We start from the raw sequence: 19,349 nt of genomic DNA on the forward strand, positions 1-19,349 counted from the left end.
GTTAGACTTTTTATCTGGTAATATATAAGTAGCTTGCTTTTTCCTTGTTGTTTCCTTCAGCATCAGAATACTTTAGGATGTAGAAGTACGTTCCGGCTGGCAGTTCAGATTCTTGCTTAACCGTTACCCTTCCTTCAGAAATTCCTCGGAACACTTTAGAATTATTGTCATAACCAACAGTATCGAATACAAGAACTCCCCAACGGTTGTAGATTTCTACAGAGTTATTCGGATAGCAGTCAAGTCCGTCAATCTGGAAGAAGTCATTCATTCCGTCATTGTTAGGGCTCATCGCGTTGTGCACGTTGATCGTACAGGCCGGCAATACCACGCAGTCGTCATTTACGTTCATATTGATCTCGATAGTTCTCGGGCAGTCGCCACCCGGAATCACATAGCTCAACAAGTAATACCCGACAGCAGCTTGGGCGGGGTTGAAGGTACTTCCGTTCAATCCTCCAGAGTTATTCGTGTCGATCCAGGTTCCGTTTTGTTCAACAGTAGGGTCAAGCAGCGTGAACAGGTCGATTGACAGGTCTTCGATGCACAATTCGCTCGGGATCGTCTCAACAGGAACTCTGATCGCAACGTTAACCGTCTGGTTTACCGTTCCTATGTTTCCGCATTCGTCAGTCGCAGTCCAAGTTCTGATGATGGTATAGCCTGAAGCTGTCTGGTTTGTAATTTGCTCGTCAAAAGTAGTGTTTTCTACTGAAGAACAAGCATCTGCAAATTGTAAATCTGGTACTGCGTTGATCGAATCACACGTGACATTTAATACTGCATCAAATGTCGTGTTGGTCGTTGGCGCCACATTATCTTCCACCGTAATTATTTGTGAAACCGAAGCCGCGTTGCCGCAAGAATCAGTAGCGGTCCAAGTTCTCGTGATGATCGAATCGCCAACGCAAGCTCCAGGAGCAGAAGTTTCGCTGTAAGAAACTGCTGCAGTTCCGCAAGAATCGGCAGCTGTCATAGTTGCCGCTGCCGGGATTGATCCGCAAGAAACAGTAACATCAGCCGGAACAGTCATATTAAAAGTCGGAGCCGTCGTGTCCTGAACCGTGATTGTCTGGATATGAGTCGCAGTCAGCCCGCAAAGGTCTGTTGCCGTCCATGTTCTTGTTAATGTGTAGCTTCCGGCGCAATTTCCGGCTGTAGTCGTTTCAGAATAAGCAACTGTCGCAGTTCCGCAGTTGTCTGTCGCAGTCAAAATAGGAGCGGTCGGAACAGCTGAGCATTCTGCCGTTACATTCGCTGGAAGTGCTTCCACAAATGTCGGAGCCGTCGTGTCCTGAACGGTGATTGTCTGGATATGAGTCGCAGTCAGCCCGCAAAGGTCGGTCGCGGTCCATGTTCTTGTCAATGTGTAGCTTCCGGCGCATGTTCCTTGTGCAGATGTTTCAGAATAAGCAACTGTCGCAGTTCCGCAGTTGTCTGTCGCAGTCAAAGTCGGCGCGGTCGGAACCGCAGAGCATTCTACCGTTACATTCGCTGGAAGTGCTTCCGTGAAAGTCGGAGCTGTCGTGTCCTGAACGGTGATTGTCTGAACGTGAGTTGCAGTCAGTCCGCAAAGGTCCGTTGCCGTCCATGTTCTTGTCAATGTGTAGCTTCCGGCGCATGTTCCTGCTGCAGATGTCTCAGAATAAGAAACCGTCGCAGTGCCACAGTTGTCGGTTGCAGTCAAAGTAGGGGCGGTTGGGATTGCCGAGCATTCAACCGTTGCGTTAGTTGGTAAAGCTTCTACGAAACTTGGAGCCGTCGTGTCCTGAACCGTGACTGTCTGGATATGAGTTGCAGTCAGCCCGCAAAGGTCTGTTGCGGTCCATGTTCTTGTCAATGTGTAGCTTCCGGCGCATGTTCCAGGAGCAGTCGTTTCAGAATAAGAAACTGTGGCAGTTCCGCAGTTGTCCGTCGCAGTCAATGTCGGGGCAGTCGGAACCGCAGAGCATTCAACCGTTGCGTTAGTTGGTAAAGCTTCTACGAAACTTGGAGCTGTCGTGTCCTGAACGGTGATTGTCTGAACGTGAGTTGCAGTCAGTCCGCAAAGGTCTGTTGCGGTCCATGTTCTTGTCAATGTATAGCTTCCCGCGCATGTTCCAGGAGCAGAAGTTTCAGAATAAGAAACTGTGGCAGTTCCGCAGTTGTCGGTTGCAGTCAAAGTAGGGTCGGTTGGGATTGCCGAGCATTCAACCGTTGCGTTAGTTGGTAAAGCTTCTACGAAACTTGGAGCTGTCGTGTCCTGAACGGTGATTGTCTGGATATGAGTTGCAGTCAGCCCGCAAAGGTCTGTTGCGGTCCATGTTCTTGTCAATGTATAGCTTCCGGCGCATGTTCCAGGAGCAGTCGTTTCAGAATAAGAAACTGTGGCAGTTCCGCAGTTGTCCGTCGCAGTCAATGTCGGGGCAGTCGGAACCGCAGAGCATTCAACCGTTGCGTTAGTTGGTAAAGCTTCTACGAAACTTGGAGCCGTCGTGTCCTGAACCGTGATTGTCTGGATATGAGTTGCAGTCAGTCCGCAAAGGTCTGTTGCGGTCCATGTTCTTGTCAATGTGTAGCTTCCGGCGCATGTTCCTGCTGCAGAAGTTTCAGAATAAGAAACTGTGGCAGTGCCGCAGTTGTCCGTCGCAGTCAAAGTCGGGGCGGTCGGAACCGCAGAGCATTCTGCCGTTACATTCGCTGGAAGTGCTTCCGTGAAAGTCGGAGCTGTCGTGTCCTGAACGGTGATTGTCTGAACGTGAGTCGCAGTCAGTCCGCAAAGGTCTGTTGCGGTCCATGTTCTTGTCAATGTGTAGCTTCCGGCGCATGTTCCAGGAGCAGTCGTTTCAGAATAAGAAACCGAAGCAGTGCCGCAGTTGTCGGTTGCAGTCAATGTCGGGGCGGTCGGAACCGCAGAGCATTCTACCGTTACATTCGCTGGAAGTGCTTCCGTGAAAGTCGGAGCTGTCGTGTCCTGAACGGTAATCGTCTGGATATGCGTCGCAGTCAGCCCGCAAAGGTCTGTCGCTGTCCATGTTCTTGTCAAGGTATAGCTTCCGGCGCAATTTCCTGGCGCAGATGTTTCAGAATAAGAAACTGTCGCAGTGCCGCAGTTGTCGGTTGCAGTCAATGTCGGGGCAGTCGGAACCGCTGAGCATTCTACCGTTGCGTTAGTTGGTAAAGCTTCCGTGAAAGTCGGAGCTGTCGTGTCCTGAACGGTGATTGTCTGAACGTGAGTTGCAGTCAGTCCGCAAAGGTCTGTTGCGGTCCATGTTCTTGTCAATGTGTAGCTTCCGGCGCATGTTCCAGGAGCAGAAGTTTCAGAATAAGAAACTGTGGCAGTTCCGCAGTTGTCGGTTGCAGTCAAGGTCGGGGCGGTCGGAACCGCAGAGCATTGTACCGTAATGTTTGATGGTAAAGCTTCCACGAAAGTCGGAGCGGTCGTGTCCTGAACCGTGATTGTCTGGATATGAGTCGCAGTCAGCCCGCAAAGGTCTGTCGCGGTCCATGTTCTTGTCAATGTGTAGCTTCCGGCGCAATTTCCTGCTGCAGATGTTTCAGAATAGGCAACCGCCGCAGTGCCGCAGTTGTCGGTTGCAGTCAATGTCGGGGCGGTCGGAACCGCTGAGCATTCTACCGTCACGTCTGTTGGAAGTGCTTCCGTGAAAGTCGGAGCCGTCGTGTCCTGAACAGTTACAGTCTGAACGTGAATCGTTGTGTTTCCAGAAGCATCAGTTGCAGTCCAAGTGTTAGTTATAGTGTAATTTCCTGGGCAGTTTCCGTTGGTTGTCGATGTAGTAAAAGTTACAGTAGCGCTTCCACAAGTGTCAGTCGCAGTCAATGTTGGCGCAGTTGGAACCGCATTACATTCAACCGTAACATTTGCTGGCAGTGTTTCAACAAACATCGGCGCAGTTGTATCTACTATATTTATGGTAACGATTGCTTTGTCACATACGTTTGGAGATAGAGCACTACATATTTGGTAGGTAATAGTATAAGTACCTGCAGCAATACCGCTTGAAATATTTACAATACCAGTTGAGCTAATGTTTATGTAAGAATTAGTTCCTGATAATACAGTCAAATTTACTTGGCTAGAAGCATCCGTGTTAACGAAAGTCGAACCATAAGTATCATTAGCTAAAATATTTCCTGCTACACCATTCACATTACAAGCAATTGCATTAAAAAAGTCATTTACAGCATTAATCAATGGCGTATTTGTACAATCTAAACATCCAGGAGAAGGAGTACAAGTGGTACAAGGAGTAGGGTCGGAAGATTCATCTGTAACTGGTGTTCCTGAAGGAGTCGTGCCCGTAGCAAGTGCCAAGTTATTTACTTGTCCTGCAGTTATATCTGCTTGAGTAATTGTGTGAACAGCAGTAAAGGTTGTTGAATCTGTGGCTCCTACAACAAGAGTTGCAATTGGTCCGCCTGAAACTACTGCATTATTATCGGTCACAGTCACATTCGTTAAAGTAACGTTTCCTGTGTTTGTGATCACAAATGCATATGTAACAGTATCTCCAGCATTTGTAATTCCATCACCGTTATTGTCCACGTAAGTCCCATCCTTAGTTATTTTGATACCCGGATTTGATGGAAGCTCAGTAGAAGTACAATCAGGACATCCAACAACTGGCTCACAAGTAGCACATGGAGTAGGGTCAGATGAAGTATCTGTAACTGGAGGACCAGCAGGTGGTGTTCCTGTTGCAATTGCAAGGTTGTTTACTTGTCCCGCATCGATATCAGTCTGTGTAACTGTATAAGTTGCTGTGAATGTTGTTGAATCTGATTCTCCAGCAGCTAAAGTAGCAATTGGCCCACCGATAACGGTTACAAGTGGATCAGTTACCGTAATATTTGTAAGAGCACTCGTTCCATTGTTAATTACTGTAAATGTATAATTAATGATATCTCCAACCGATACTCCAGCCGGAAGATTAGAATCAACGTAAGTTCCTTCTTTCAATAATTTGATGGAAGGAGTATATACAGGAATCGTAACTATTGCCGTATCGCAGTTTGTCGGGTTTAGTTTTTCGCAGATCTGGTAGGTCATCGTGTAGCTTCCGGCTGGGGTTCCCGCAGGAATCACCACGTTTCCGGTTGCAAGGTCGATCGTCGGAACCAATGCTCCGGCCGTGTTCGGCGTTGCTGGAGTTGTAACTGTAAGATTTACTTGTCCGATTGTTGCCTGTGTTCCGTTTAACGTGTCGATTCCGCTTCCGTTAGAGGCGAAGATGTTTCCGGCATTCGTGCTTCCGGTTGCTCCGTTTGTTGATGGAATCGCATCGTTTTGGGCATCGATTACTGCTTTTGCAACAGGAATCGTAACTACTGCCGTATCGCAGTTCGTCGGATTTAGTTTTTCGCAGATCTGGTAGGTGATCGTGTAGCTTCCGGCTGGGGTTCCCGCAGGAATCACTACGTTTCCGGTTGCAAGGTCGATCGTTGGAACCAATGCTCCGGCCGTATTTGGCGTTGCAGGAGTTGTAACTGTAAGATTTACGTTTCCGATAAGAACCTGGGCACCGTTTAATGTGTCGATTCCGCTTCCGTTAGAAGCGAAGATGTTTCCTGCATTTGTGTTTCCGGTTGCGCCGTTTGTCGATGGAATCGTGTCGTTGACAGCGTCGATTGCTGCTTTTGCTACGGGAATCGTAACTACTGCCGTATCGCAATTCGTCGGGTTTAGTTTTTCGCAGATCTGGTAGGTGATCGTGTAGCTTCCGGCAGGGGTTCCCGCAGGAATTGTTACGTTTCCGGTTGCAAGGTCGATCGTCGGAACCAATGCTCCGGCCGTATTTGGCGTTGCTGGAGTCGTAACCGAAAGATTTACGTTTCCGATAAGAACCTGGGCACCGTTCAAAGTGTCGATTCCGCTTCCGTTAGAGGCGAAAATGTTTCCGGCATTGTTGTTTCCGGTTGCGCCGTTTGTCGATGGAATCGCATCGTTTTGGGCTACAATTGGAGCGCTAGTCACAGGAATCGTAACTACTGCCGTATCGCAGTTCGTCGGGTTTAGTTTTTCGCAGATCTGGTAGGTGATCGTGTAGCTTCCGGCTGGGGTTCCGGCAGGAATCACTACGTTTCCGGTTGCAAGGTCGATCGTTGGAACCAATGCTCCGGCCGTGTTTGGCGTTGCAGGAGTTGTAACTGTAAGATTTACTTGTCCGATTGTTGCCTGTGTTCCGTTTAATGTGTCGATTCCGCTTCCGTTAGAGGCGAAAATGTTTCCGGCATTGTTGTTTCCGGTTGCGCCGTTTGTTGATGGAATTGCATCGTTTTGGGCGTCGATTGCTGCTTTTGCAACAGGAATCGTAACTATTGCCGTATCGCAGTTCGTCGGGTTTAGTTTTTCGCAGATCTGGTAGGTGATCGTGTAGCTTCCGGCAGGGGTTCCCGCAGGAATCACTACGTTTCCGGTTGCAAGGTCGATTGTCGGAACCAATGCTCCGGCCGTGTTTGGCGTTGCAGGAGCTGTAACTGTAAGATTTACGTTTCCGATAAGAACTTGGGCGCCATTTAATGTGTCGATTCCGCTTCCGTTAGAGGCGAAAATGTTTCCGGCATTCGTGCTTCCGGTTGCTCCGTTTGTTGATGGAATCGTGTCGTTGACAGCGTCGATTACTGCTTTTGTCACAGGAATCGTTACCACCGCCGTATCGCAGTTCGTCGGGTTTAGTTTTTCGCAGATCTGGTAGGTGATCGTATAATTTCCGGCTGGGGTTCCCGCAGGAATTACTACGTTTCCGGTTGCAAGGTCGATCGTCGGAACCAATGCTCCTGCCGTGTTCGGTGTTGCAGGAGTCGTAACTGTAAGATTTACGTTTCCGATAAGAACCTGGGCACCGTTCAAAGTGTCGATTCCGCTTCCGTTAGAAGCGAAGATGTTTCCGGCATTCGTGCTTCCGGTTGCGCCGTTTGTCGATGGAATCGCATCGTTTTGGGCGTCGATTAATGCTTTTGTAACAGGAATCGTAACTATTGCCGTATCGCAATTCGTCGGGTTTAATTTTTCGCAGATCTGGTAGGTGATCGTATAGCTTCCGGCTGGGGTTCCCGCAGGAATTATTACGTTTCCGGTTGCAAGGTCGATTGTTGGAACCAAGGCTCCGGCCGTGTTTGGCGTTGCAGGAGCGGTTACCGAAAGATTTACTTGTCCGATTGTTGCCTGTGTTCCGTTTAACGTGTCGATTCCGCTTCCGTTAGAGGCGAAGATGTTTCCGGCATTCGTGTTTCCGGTTGCGCCGTTTGTTGACGGAATCGTGTCGTTGACAGCGTCGATTACTGCTTTTGCTACGGGAATCGTAACTACTGCCGTATCGCAGTTCGTCGGGTTTAGTTTTTCGCAGATCTGGTAGGTGATCGTGTAGCTTCCGGCTGGGGTTCCCGCAGGAATTACAACGTTTCCGGTTGCAAGGTCGATCGTTGGAACCAANGTCGATCGTTGGAACCAAGGCTCCGGCCGTGTTTGGCGTTGCAGGAGCGGTTACCGAAAGATTTACTTGTCCGATTGTTGCCTGTGTTCCGTTTAATGTGTCGATTCCGCTTCCGTTAGAGGCGAAGATGTTTCCGGCATTCGTGCTTCCGGTTGCGCCGTTTGTCGATGGAATCGTGTCGTTTTGGGCATCGATAACTGCTTTTGCTACGGGAATCGTCACTACTGCCGTATCGCAGTTCGTCGGGTTTAGTTTTTCGCAGATCTGGTAGGTGATCGTGTAGCTTCCGGCTGGGGTTCCCGCAGGAATTACAACGTTTCCGGTTGCAAGGTCGATCGTTGGAACCAATGCTCCGGCCGTGTTCGGCGTTGCAGGAGTCGTAACCGAAAGATTTACGTTTCCGATAAGAACCTGGGCACCGTTTAATGTGTCGATTCCGCTTCCGTTATTAGCGAAGATGTTTCCTGCATTTGTGTTTCCCGTAGCTCCGTTTGTTGATGGAATTGCATCGTTGACAGCGTCGATTGCTGCTTTTGCTACGGGAATCGTAACTACCGCCGTATCGCAGTTCGTCGGGTTTAGTTTTTCGCAGATCTGGTAGGTGATCGTGTAGCTTCCGGCTGGGGTTCCCGCAGGAATTACAACGTTTCCGGTTGCAAGGTCGATCGTCGGAACCAATGCTCCGGCCGTGTTCGGCGTTGCTGGAGTTGTAACTGTAAGATTTACTTGTCCGATTGTTGCCTGTGTTCCGTTTAACGTGTCGATTCCGCTTCCGTTAGAGGCGAAAATGTTTCCGGCATTCGTGCTTCCGGTTGCTCCGTTTGTCGATGGAATCGCATCATTTTGGGCATCGATTACTGCTTTTGCTACGGGAATCGTCACTACTGCGGTATCGCAATTCGTCGGGTTTAGTTTTTCGCAGATCTGGTAGGTGATCGTGTAGCTTCCGGCTGGGGTTCCCGCAGGAATTACAACGTTTCCGGTTGCAAGGTCGATCGTTGGAACCAAGGCTCCGGCCGTATTTGGCGTTGCAGGCGTTGTAACTGTAAGATTTACGTTAGAAATCAAGACCTGTGTTCCGTTTAATGTGTCGATTCCGCTTCCGTTAGAAGCAAAAATGTTTCCTGCATTTGTGTTTCCGGTTGCGCCGTTTGTTGACGGAATCGCATCGTTTTGGGCTACAATTGGAGCGCTAGTCACAGGAATAGTAACCACCGCGGTATCGCAGTTATTTGAATTCAAGCTTTCGCAGATTCTATAAGTTATCTGATAATTTCCTTCTGGAGTTCCTTGAGGGACAATCACAGTTCCGTTTAAAATATTTACAGAAGGAACTGGTGAACCCGGAACAATTGCAACTGCAGGAGAAATAACCGAAAGGTTTACTAAACCAAGCGTTGCTAAAACTCCGTTTAAAGTGTCGATTCCGCTTCCGTTATTTGCAAAGATATTGCCTGCATTTGGATTTCCAACAGCTCCAACAGTTTGTGGCATAAGGTCATTAACCGCATCAATTGGCGTTATAGAAACAGGAATTTTTACAATTGCAGTATCGCAGTTTGTTGGATTTGCTTTTTCACAAATTTGGTAAGTAATAAAATAATTACCGGCAGGAGTTCCGACTGGTACGCTAACGTTTCCTGTTGCTAAATTGATTGATGGAACAGGAAGTCCTGGCAAAAGCGGCGTCGCAGGATTTGTTACAGTCAAATTCACAAGGCCAATTGCTACTTGCGAACCATTTAACATGTCAGCACCATTTCCGTTGTTTGCAAAAATGTTTCCTATGTTTGAACTTCCAGTTATGCCTAACGTTTGTGGCATGTTGTCATCAACAGCATCAATTGGATTGCAAATATTTATTTTAAATGGAAAAACACAAGCTCCTCCATTTTGCGGAACTGCATAATAGGTAATTGATGAACCAGCAACCGCAGGAAAAGGATTTGAAGTTGTATATTGAATCGCACTTCCTGTTACCGGATATTGATTATAAAACATCGATCCTGCAGGAAAGCTTCCAGAAATTTGTGACAATGCGATTGAACTTCCAACATTACAAAATGCAAATGTTCTGGTTGTTGAAGTTGTTGAACAGTTTTGTGCGGTGTAATTTGTCGCGTTAATATTTACTGTTAATGGAACTGCAATTGGTTCGCCGGCACATTGACCATTGGTATTGTAACCTCTGATTAATGGCTGATCTTTTATGATCGTATTGGTTGTTGCGCCAACACCTGTCGTTGAACCGTATACCAAAATTCCGTTGGCACAACTTGTGTTCACTAAGATAGAACAGTCAGTTGTAGTTTTGAACTTAAATTTTAAAGTACCCAATAAAGTACTTGGATCTGAAGGAAGTGGCAACGTACCTAAATCCCAAACTACTGAACCATTTGCTCCAAGATTTGCGTCAAAATAAACATTATTTGGCGTTGGAAGCGGTGAAAACAATATATTTCCAATCGCGCTGCCAGTAACATATGTTGCATTAAAAGGAACTGGAATAATTATTTTAGTGTTGTTTAAAGCTTCTGTACCTAAATTTTTAATATTGACATTATATCCAATTTCCTGGCCAGGAAGAGCCGTTGGAGTTTGCGATGTAACGGCAACGTTATTTACCGTCTCTACAGTTAATATACCTTCAATCTGAGGAATATAAGCGTCAACAGCCATAACCGTGGCAAAAATCACGTAAGTATCTTGAGTAGATCCATACCTAAAATTTGTAGAAGTTTGGTTGTTGTCAATTACTGAATTATTAGAGTTTGGAATATCGAAAACGCTAATATCAAGTCCTGTATTATTCAGTAAATTTGGATTTCGATTATTTCCGCCGGTATAAATTGAAGAGTTAAAGAAGTTGTTTGTAGCATTATTTGCGTGACTCAAGGCCAAATAATCATTTGTATTTTTTTTCTGAATTTGAAGATAATCTCCTTGAATTGGTCGGTCACCTTCGCCAGCCATTACACCAAGTTTCATATTTACTTGTCCAGATTGAACGGCATTGAAACCAGAAATAGGCAATTGGAAATTTCCAACGCCTCCAGCAATATAAGCATGTCCGTCAAAAACAGTAATATCTCTAAATTTCATTTTAGAGTTTTCATAAACTACAACTAAGCTCCATCCTCCATAAAAACCAGTGTCGCCACCGTCGCCCTCTACTAATGCAATGTCTGCAACTGTGTAAGAACCAATTCCGTTTAATTTCACGTAATCAGTTACTTCAGCAAAAGCAGAATACATAAATCCGTCTGTAGTTTCTGGGTAGTAAATATCGTTATTGTTAGCAGTAATTTGGGTATAACCGCTTGATGCAGGTCCTTTTATAGAAATTTTTCTTTTGTCAAAACTTTTTTGAACATTATTTTTTGTAACAGAAAAAGTCATCGGACTTGTAGCTGCATCAGACGATCTTCCTGTCCAATATAATCCTGCAAATACGATATTTGAGCAACTTGGAACCGCACCGTTTTCAGTTGAAAAATTTAAATCTGCTGAAGACGAATTGAAAGTGCTACTTACGCCATCAATATCCACATATTTCATGTTGACATAGTTGTTCGTACTATTGTCGTTATAAGTTTGCAATGTAAGGTTGGTATTTCCAATCATAGCAAAATCTCCCTTAACATTATAAATTGTTTTTGTAGGAGAATAGCTTGAAGTTCTTTGCTTGAAAGGCCTTTTTACCTGTGCAATGGCAGAAAAATTTCCAATTATTAACAATGTTAGAGCAACGAAAAGTAGCTTTGAATTGTTAAGTGACGTAGTGTAAATATTTTTCATTAGGGAAACGTTTAGAATTTTAACTTCCTATCTAGGAAGTGAGGCAGTATAAATTACAGTTACATTATTATTTGTTCCGGTCAAAAGATTTGAAACCTGTGAAGCCGTGGCATCAAACGGGCAGACAATGTAAACATATTCAAGGCTTTCAATATTTTTCAATGACTCTAAATCAAATTTAGAACTCAAATCGCTTGAAGAATTCAGCTTGATTTTTAATATTTTAACATCCGCAGTTAAGCCTTTTAGATTTTTAATATCAGAAAAAGATTTCGCGTCAGTTTCTATCGAAATTGCATCAGAATCGCCAAATCGTTGCACCTTTCCATCCACAATAGAAATCGATGGAAGAAGATCGGTAGCCAAACTTTGCATTTTCATTAAATCATTTTTACGCTCTTTGTCCTGTGTTTTTGTCAAAAGAGATTTGTAGTCAAAAACCATGTTTTCTTGAGCAAAACCTTTGGTTGAAAAACATAAAAACATAATAACAAACGTCAAAATGGTGGAAATTTTGAGTTTTTTTTGCATTGCAAAATTTTTCATATAGAATATATTTGTGGTAAAAATGTTAAAGCAAAACTTGTATAACACAAGCGAGGGAATTACTTTATTGGGTAAAATTATAACCTCTGCACCAAGAAAAATAATTTTTCCTTTGAATAGCATAAATAGTCGTTGAAGTGCTTTATCTTCATGATTTAGAGTCTTTCAATAACTATAATTTAAGTTTTGATTGTTGAAATCGCAAAAGTTTGAAGAATGTTCAAATTCTTACAAAGCAATTTCAATCACAAAAATCGAAAAGATTTTGAGGGAAGTGATTTGAGTACATTTTTATTTACGAGAAAAATCTATTATGGTATTTATTTTTCTAGAAAAAAAAACGTCTTGAAATTTTAATTTGTAGCGTCAATTTTTGAACTACACGGCGAATGTATACCAAAAAATATTTGACAAATAATTTACTCCTAATTATTCGATAAAAGTGCAAAAATTCTCTATGAAGTAAACTTTTTTTTTGTAATTTGTTGGTATCAATAGAAGTGAATTCATTTAATTAAAAGTTTTTTTATGAAAAATCTGATTTTAATAAGACATGCAAAATCAAGCTGGAATGCCCCACTTCTAGACAAAGACAGACCATTAGCTAATCGAGGAATGCAAGACGCGCACCTTGTTTCAACTTCAATAGACGAACACCTCCCAAGAACATTTATAATCTGGAGCAGTACTGCAAAACGAGCTTCAGAAACCGCAATGATTTTTGCCCAAAATCTTTCTTGTCCTGTTGAAAGCATCATTTTTAAGGATGAATTATACACTTTTGATGACAGACAGCTCGAAAAAATCGTCAAATCTTGCAATAATGATTACGATAATGTTATTCTTTTCGGTCATAATGATGCTATAACGAATTTTGTTAATAAATTTGGAAATGTTTTTATCGATAATGTTCCCACTTCTGGATTCGTATCTATAAATTTTGATTCCAAAAACTGGGAGACAATCGATAAAGGCAAAACGCAAAAAGTGATTTTTCCAAGAGATTTAAAAATATGATTGAACCGATTGAATACCGCTATATTGACCGAGAAAAAAGCTGGTTAGCTTTTAATGCCAGAGTTCTTCAGGAAGCCGCCGATAACACTGTTCCACTTTTAGATAGACTTCGTTTTTTAGGAATTTTTTCCAATAATTTAGATGAATTTTTCCGCGTGAGATTCGCCGCAATTCGTCGTTTGAGTCATTCTGGAGTTTCGGGAGAAAAAGTTTTAGGAGGCATTTCTTCGCAACAATTAGTAAAAGATATTACAGAAATCGTGATTCAGCAACAGTCTGAAAGCTTGCGAATCCTTAGTATTATTGAAAGCGAACTTGAAAAAGAAGGCATTTTTATCATCAATGAAACGGAAATCTCTCGCGAACAAGAAAATTTTATCAAAGACTTTTTTATCCAAAAAGTAAGTCCGGCGTTGGTCACAATTATCTTGAATGATTTGGCAGAATTTCCGCTTTTGAAAGATACTTCTGGATATTTGGCCGTGAAAATGGTAATGACAAAACCAAAAGCTACAACGAAAATTGTAGTCAATGACACGGTTTTAAAAATCAAAAAAGAAAAAAAAGATATTCGATATGCGGTGGTTGAAATTCCAAAAACAATCAACCGTTTTGTCGTGCTTCCGTCTAATAATAATAAGCAATACATCATTCTTTTAGATGACGTAATTCGATATAATTTGAGCAGTATTTTTAATATTTTTGACTACCAAAGTATTTCTGCTCACATGATAAAAATCACTCGTGACGCGCAATTAGACATTGATAGCGACTTAAGTAAAAGTTTGATGGAAAAAATTTCGTCAAGCGTAAAAGACCGAAGAATTGGCGAGCCGGTGCGTTTTGTTTATGACCAATCTATTGAAAAAGACACGCTGAAGTTCTTCCTAAATAAGATGGGGATTGATTCCACCGACAGTATCATTCCTGGCGGAAGATATCATAATCGTCGTGATTATATGGATTTTCCAAACCTCGGAAGATATGATTTATTATACCAATCGAATATTCCGCTTCCGGTCGACGGATTGAGTTTGGAAGGAAGTATGCTCGAGAAAATCGCTCAAAAAGATTATTTGGTAAACGCGCCATATCAGTCTTTTTCATATTTGGTGAAATTTTTAAGGGAAGCGGCTTTAGATCCAAAAGTTGTTTCGATTAAAATCACATTATATCGTTTGGCCAAGAACTCACAAATCATCAGTTCTTTGATCAATGCTGCTAAAAACGGAAAAAAAGTTACCGTTCAAATCGAATTGCAAGCGCGTTTTGACGAAGCAAGCAATATTTCGTATGCGGAACAAATGCAAACCGAAGGAATTGAATTGATTTTCGGAATTAAAGGCTTAAAAGTGCACAGTAAAATCTGCGTAATCGAACGTCTTGAAGATGGAAAAGTAAAACGATACGGACTAATTTCTACCGGAAATTTCAACGAATCAACAGCAAAAGTGTACACCGATGTGACACTTTTTACAAGCCATTCAAAAATTTTAAAAGACGTCGCCAAGATTTTTGATTTCTTTGATATCAATTACAGAATTCATCGTTACAAGCACTTGATCGTTTCTCCACATTACACGAGAACGCGTTTTGAAAAGTTGATTGATAGAGAAATCAGCAATGCTTTAGAAGGAAAAAGAGCCAGTATTAGTTTGAAAATGAACAGCTTGTCAGATTATGAAATGATCGATAAATTGTATGACGCAAGTCGCGCTGGTGTAAAAATCAGGTTGATTATTCGTGGAATTTGTTCGTTAATTCCTGGCGTTCCCGGAATGTCTGAAAATATTGAAGCGATTTCCATAGTTGATAATTATTTAGAACATTCTCGCGTTTATATTTTTGGAAATGATGGCGACCCAGAAGTTTATATTTCTTCGGCAGATTTTATGACCAGAAATTTAGACGGAAGAGTGGAAGTGACTTGCCCAATTTATGACGATGAAATTAAGAAAGAGTTGATCGACACCTTTAATATTGGTTGGAAAGGAAACGTAAAAGTTCGCCTTCACTCTGAAAAGTTAGACAATCAATACAGAATGAGAAAAGACAATCCGAGTTTCCGCGCACAACTGGAAACTTACAATTATTATAGAGATAAATTGACGGTAATAGTTGACGAAATTTTGTAAAAAAGACATTAGTAAAAAGCCAAAAGGCAAAGCTGATAAAATATAAATATTAAAATTCCTGAGTAAAATTTTGCCTTTTGGCATTTACTCTTGGCTTAAAAAAGATGATTACAATTAAAAAATATGCTGCCATTGACATCGGATCTAACGCGATGCGCTTGTTGATTTCCAATATTGTGGAGCAAAAAGGTAAGGAAACGCAATTCAGTAAAAGTTCACTCGTTCGTGTGCCAATTCGGTTGGGACAAGATGCTTTTACCGTAGGCGAAATTACCGAAGAAAATATCGAACGAATGGTCGATGCGATGAAGGCGTTTAAACTTTTGATGAAAGTTCACAAAGTCGAAAAATACATGGCTTGCGCGACTTCAGCAATGCGCGAAGCGTACAACGGAAAGGAAGTTGTGGAATTAATCAAGAAAAAAGCCGACATAAAAATTGAAATTATCGATGGAAAAAAAGAAGCGGCCATTATCGCTTCCACAGATTTGCATCATTTATTAAAAACGGATCAAACTTATTTATACGTAGATGTTGGCGGCGGAAGCACAGAATTTTCACTTTTCTCCGAAGGGAAAATCGTGGCTTCAAAATCATTCAAAGTCGGTACTGTTCGTCTTTTAAATAATATGGTCAGCGAAATCGTTTGGCAGGAAATTGAAAAATGGATTAAAAATATTACCGAAGATTATGAAAATCTAAATATGATTGGTTCAGGTGGAAACATCAATAAACTTTTCAAAATGTCTGGAAAATTGAATGAAAAACCATTGTCTTATATGTATTTGAACGCCCAATTTACGGCGTTGAATAACCTTTCTTATGAACAGAGAATTTCTGAATTAGGCTTAAACGCTGATCGCGCTGACGTAATTATTCCGGCATTAAAAGTGTATTTAAATGCAATGAAATGGAGTGGCGCCAGAAATATTTATGTTCCAAAAATTGGACTTTCAGACGGAATCGTAAAAGCTTTGTATTACGGAAAAATATAATTTAAATTTTTTTGGAAGATGAAAAACAAGAATATAAAATACAGCGTGATTGGGATTTCAATTTTGATTGTAGTTTTGATTTTGCTTTACATTTTTCCAAATAAATCGCCATTGAACAATCCAGATAGTTTCTGGAAAGTCTGCGGTGAAAATCCAGTTATCGGTGATGCTTTTCATCTTTCAAAAGAAGATAATAATTTTAGAAACGATACTATTTTTGCAGGTCAAACTCCTGTTGGCGTTGTTGTAGATTTAGAAAACAGATTTTGGGCTGGCGACAGAATTTTGACTATAAAAAGTTTGAAAACTGGCGAAGTAGGAACGTATTGCGAGAAATAATTATGACAAGAACTTACGCATTTCTTTTATTGATAGTCGCAATTGCATTTCTAATTTTCGGAATAAAAGCTTGGATAAAAATGTTTTCTTCCAAAGAAATTGTCAAGTTTCCTTTTTCTCAACAAGAGGCTGAATTTACAATCGAAAATGTAGGCTATCACGCAATTTATATTCATGCAAAAAATTTTCGTCTGCTTCCTACAAAATGGATTCCAAAAATTAAAAGTGCAAGTTCGTCCATAGAAATTCCGATTATTAATTCCTCTTTTTTTGCAGTAAGGTCAAATAATTTTGATGGCGGAAGAGTGGAAAAATTTGGTTTCGAAATCGAAACGCCTGGAAAATATGCAATTGAAATTGTAGAAGGAGAATTTACTTTGAGCAAAATTCGAAGAAAATTTGAAGAAGCAATTATTCCCAATGGATTATTTTCAGAATCAAATACAAAAGACTTATTTATTTCCATTCGAAAAGGGCCGTCGTTATTGCAAAAGGCAATTTTATTTCCACAATTATTTTTAGCATTTGCAGGATTATTTGGAATTGTATTTTCTAATATTGCCATTGGAAATCCCAACGCATTTGATAACTTTGGAAACAAACAGAACATTGATAGTCAAATTCATACTCCTTAAAATAAATGAAATTAAAAGTCTTTAAAAAATTTATAAAACCAATTTTGATTCTTTCCTTAATTGGAATTATAGCTGTAATCGCCACAAATATATATGTAGATTCAAAAACTGACAAATTGATTTTTGAAGACCAAAGTTATTTGCCAAAAACAAATGTTGCCATAATTTTTGGAGCAGGAATTAAAGACAATAAACCCGGAAGATACCTGAAAGATAGACTTGACGCCGGAATTTCTTTATACAAAAACAATAAAGTTCAAAAATTGTTGCTTTCTGGCGATAACGGAAACGACGCGCATGACGAACTAACCGTGATGAAATTATATTGTTTTGAAAAAGGCATTGACACCACAAAAATCTATATTGATTATGCTGGTTTCGACAGTTATTCCACGATGTATCGCGCCAAAGAAATCTTCAAAGTTGATACTGCAATTTTAGTCACGCAGCAATATCACTTGAACCGATGTATTTATATTGGAGAGAAATTGGGAATAAAATCCTATGGATATTCGGCAAATAACGGCGAATATAAAGGTTACAAATATTATTCTTTTAGGGAATATTTTTCAATTGCCAAATCAGTTTTGGATGTTGCAAGAAATCGCCAGCCACACTTTTTAGGCGAAACCGTTTCTATCAACGGAACTTCAAATTATACGAAGGAATGATTTAAAATTCCAAGTCAAAAGTTCGTCTCAAAACATCCAAAGCAGGATTTATTTCATTAAGACGATTGTATTTATCTTGCGGTAAAAAGGCAAATTTATTCTCAACAGTTTCATTCACAACCACATCAATTTGAATGTCGTGATTATGTAGTTTTCCTCTCAAATAACCCAATAAATCGTGCTTTTCAGAATCAAAATCTATCTTCGAACCTTCATTTGGAAGCTCGTGAATAATCATTGTTCCGTTTAATTTTGGCTCATTGATCAGCAGAAGCGACTCCATGATTTTATAACCTTTGTCGCCCAAACGTTGTGCATATTTGTTCCAATGCAAAAGCATATCGGTGTGCGTGAACGCTTCTTTAGGCAAATCGGCAACATTTCTAACTATCGAACTATTGGCTTTTTCCAATTCACGTTTGGCACGAATACTCGAAAGTGATAAAGCCGAAACTTTTGGCACATTTGAATCAATCGGAGTTTCAATTTTTGGAGTTGGAGTAGAAGCAGAAATTTCTTTTTCAGGTTGTCTTTCTTCCACAACAGCAACTTCCGGAGTTACCGCAACAGTTTCAACGTGAATGATTTCAGGAGATTTTACCGGAATTTCTAAAACTCTTCCGTAAAAATGATTAGGCGGAATTATATATCCGTCAACTTTTTTTTTTCTCCATCAAAAGTGATAGAGGCCAATTGCATCAAGCAAAGTTCCACAAGAAGTCGTTGGTTTTGGCTCGATTTGAATTTCAAATCACAGTCGTTTGCCAAGTCAATTCCTTTTAAAAGAAAATCTTGCGATGCTTTTTGGGATTGCATTCCATACATTTTTTGCGCTTGTTCGCCAGCTTCCAATAAAACCAAAGTGCTTGGCGTTTTTGAAACCAATAAATCTCTAAAATGAGAAGCCAAACCGGCAATAAAATGATGTCCGTCGAAACCTTTTGCCAAGATTTCATTGTAAGCAATTAACAATTCTGGAATTTTATTTTCCAAAATCAAATCGGTTACATTAATGTATGTTTCGTAATCTAATACGTTTAAATTTTCTGTAACTGCTTGACGCGTAAGGTTGTTTCCTGAAAAACTCACGACTCTATCAAAAATCGACAAAGCATCACGCATGGCGCCATCCGCTTTTTGAGCGATAATGTGCAAAGCATCGTCTTCAGCGGTAATTCCTTCACTTTTTGCAACGTCAGCCAAATGATTTTTAGCGTCTTTTACCGTAATTCTCTTGAAATCAAATATTTGACAACGCGATAAAATCGTAGGAATAATTTTGTGCTTTTCTGTCGTAGCTAAAATAAAAATGGCGTGTTTCGGTGGTTCTTCTAAAGTTTTCAAAAACGCATTGAATGCCGCTTGCGAAAGCATGTGAACCTCGTCAATAATATACACTTTGTATTGCCCAGTTTGGGGTGGGATTCGAACTTGGTCAATTAAACTTCTGATATCATCAACCGAGTTATTTGACGCGGCATCTAATTCAAAAACGTTGAAAGCAAAATCTTCTGTCGGGTCGTCATAACCTTCTTGGTTGATTTTTCGAGCCAAGATTCTGGCACAAGTTGTCTTTCCAACACCACGCGGACCCGTAAATAACAAGGCTTGAGCGAGATGATTGTTTTCTATGGCATTCAATAAAGTATTTGTAATAGCTTGCTGGCCGACAACATCTTTAAATGTTTGCGGACGATATTTGCGGGCTGATACAACGAAATGTTCCATAGATTTTTACTCGACGACAAATATAGTTTTTTAATTAAAGATGTAAAAAAAT

10 protein-coding genes are annotated in these 19,349 nt (G+C 41.2%); 6 read left to right on the top strand and 4 right to left on the bottom strand.

The window, feature by feature from the left end:
* Positions 1-10: 10 nt before the first annotated feature.
* Entirely contained in the window at positions 11-7,432 is a 7,422-nt protein-coding gene (locus ACFPVY_RS04165; protein ID WP_379790507.1) for an HYR-like domain-containing protein, read from the bottom strand.
* A 3,826-nt stretch (positions 7,433-11,258) separates the two neighbouring features.
* The gene (locus tag ACFPVY_RS04170) at positions 11,259-11,762 is read right to left on the bottom strand and encodes a hypothetical protein (RefSeq protein ID WP_379790508.1); all 504 of its coding nucleotides are present in this window, start codon (positions 11,760-11,762) and stop codon (positions 11,259-11,261) included.
* 543 nt (positions 11,763-12,305) lie between these two features.
* On the opposite strand from ACFPVY_RS04170, the gene ACFPVY_RS04175 reads away from it, so the two are divergent.
* The 6 genes from ACFPVY_RS04175 to ACFPVY_RS04200 all read left to right on the top strand — a co-directional run bounded on the left by ACFPVY_RS04175 (position 12,306) and on the right by ACFPVY_RS04200 (position 17,569).
* On the top strand, positions 12,306-12,794 hold the full coding sequence (locus tag ACFPVY_RS04175; RefSeq protein ID WP_379790510.1) for a SixA phosphatase family protein: 489 nt from the start codon (positions 12,306-12,308) through the stop codon (positions 12,792-12,794).
* A complete protein-coding gene (ppk1, locus tag ACFPVY_RS04180; RefSeq protein WP_379790511.1) occupies positions 12,791-14,929 on the top strand; it encodes a polyphosphate kinase 1 in 2,139 nt (712 codons plus the stop codon). Before ACFPVY_RS04175 ends, ppk1 begins: the two co-directional genes overlap by 4 nt.
* Before the next feature lie 104 nt (positions 14,930-15,033).
* A complete protein-coding gene (locus ACFPVY_RS04185; RefSeq protein WP_379790512.1) occupies positions 15,034-15,924 on the top strand; it encodes a Ppx/GppA phosphatase family protein in 891 nt (296 codons plus the stop codon).
* Positions 15,925-15,942: 18 nt separating this feature from the next.
* A complete protein-coding gene (locus ACFPVY_RS04190) occupies positions 15,943-16,263 on the top strand; it encodes a hypothetical protein (RefSeq protein WP_379790513.1) in 321 nt (106 codons plus the stop codon).
* Between the two features lie 2 nt (positions 16,264-16,265).
* Entirely contained in the window at positions 16,266-16,898 is a 633-nt protein-coding gene (locus ACFPVY_RS04195) for a hypothetical protein (protein WP_379790514.1), read from the top strand.
* A 5-nt stretch (positions 16,899-16,903) separates the two neighbouring features.
* Positions 16,904-17,569 carry a SanA/YdcF family protein gene (locus ACFPVY_RS04200; RefSeq protein WP_379790515.1) on the top strand — a complete coding sequence of 222 codons (666 nt, stop codon included), beginning with the start codon at positions 16,904-16,906 and terminating at the stop codon, positions 17,567-17,569.
* A gap of 1 nt (position 17,570) precedes the next feature.
* Here ACFPVY_RS04200 and ACFPVY_RS04205 read toward each other — a convergent pair whose 3' ends face one another.
* Entirely contained in the window at positions 17,571-18,110 is a 540-nt protein-coding gene (locus ACFPVY_RS04205) for a DNA polymerase III subunit gamma/tau (RefSeq protein ID WP_379790517.1), read from the bottom strand.
* Between the two features lie 101 nt (positions 18,111-18,211).
* On the bottom strand, positions 18,212-19,297 hold the full coding sequence (gene dnaX, locus ACFPVY_RS04210; protein ID WP_379790519.1) for a DNA polymerase III subunit gamma/tau: 1,086 nt from the start codon (positions 19,295-19,297) through the stop codon (positions 18,212-18,214).
* Positions 19,298-19,349: the final 52 nt, after the last annotated feature.

Source organism: Flavobacterium qiangtangense, assembly GCF_042658345.1.
GTDB classification, from domain to species: domain Bacteria; phylum Bacteroidota; class Bacteroidia; order Flavobacteriales; family Flavobacteriaceae; genus Flavobacterium; species Flavobacterium qiangtangense.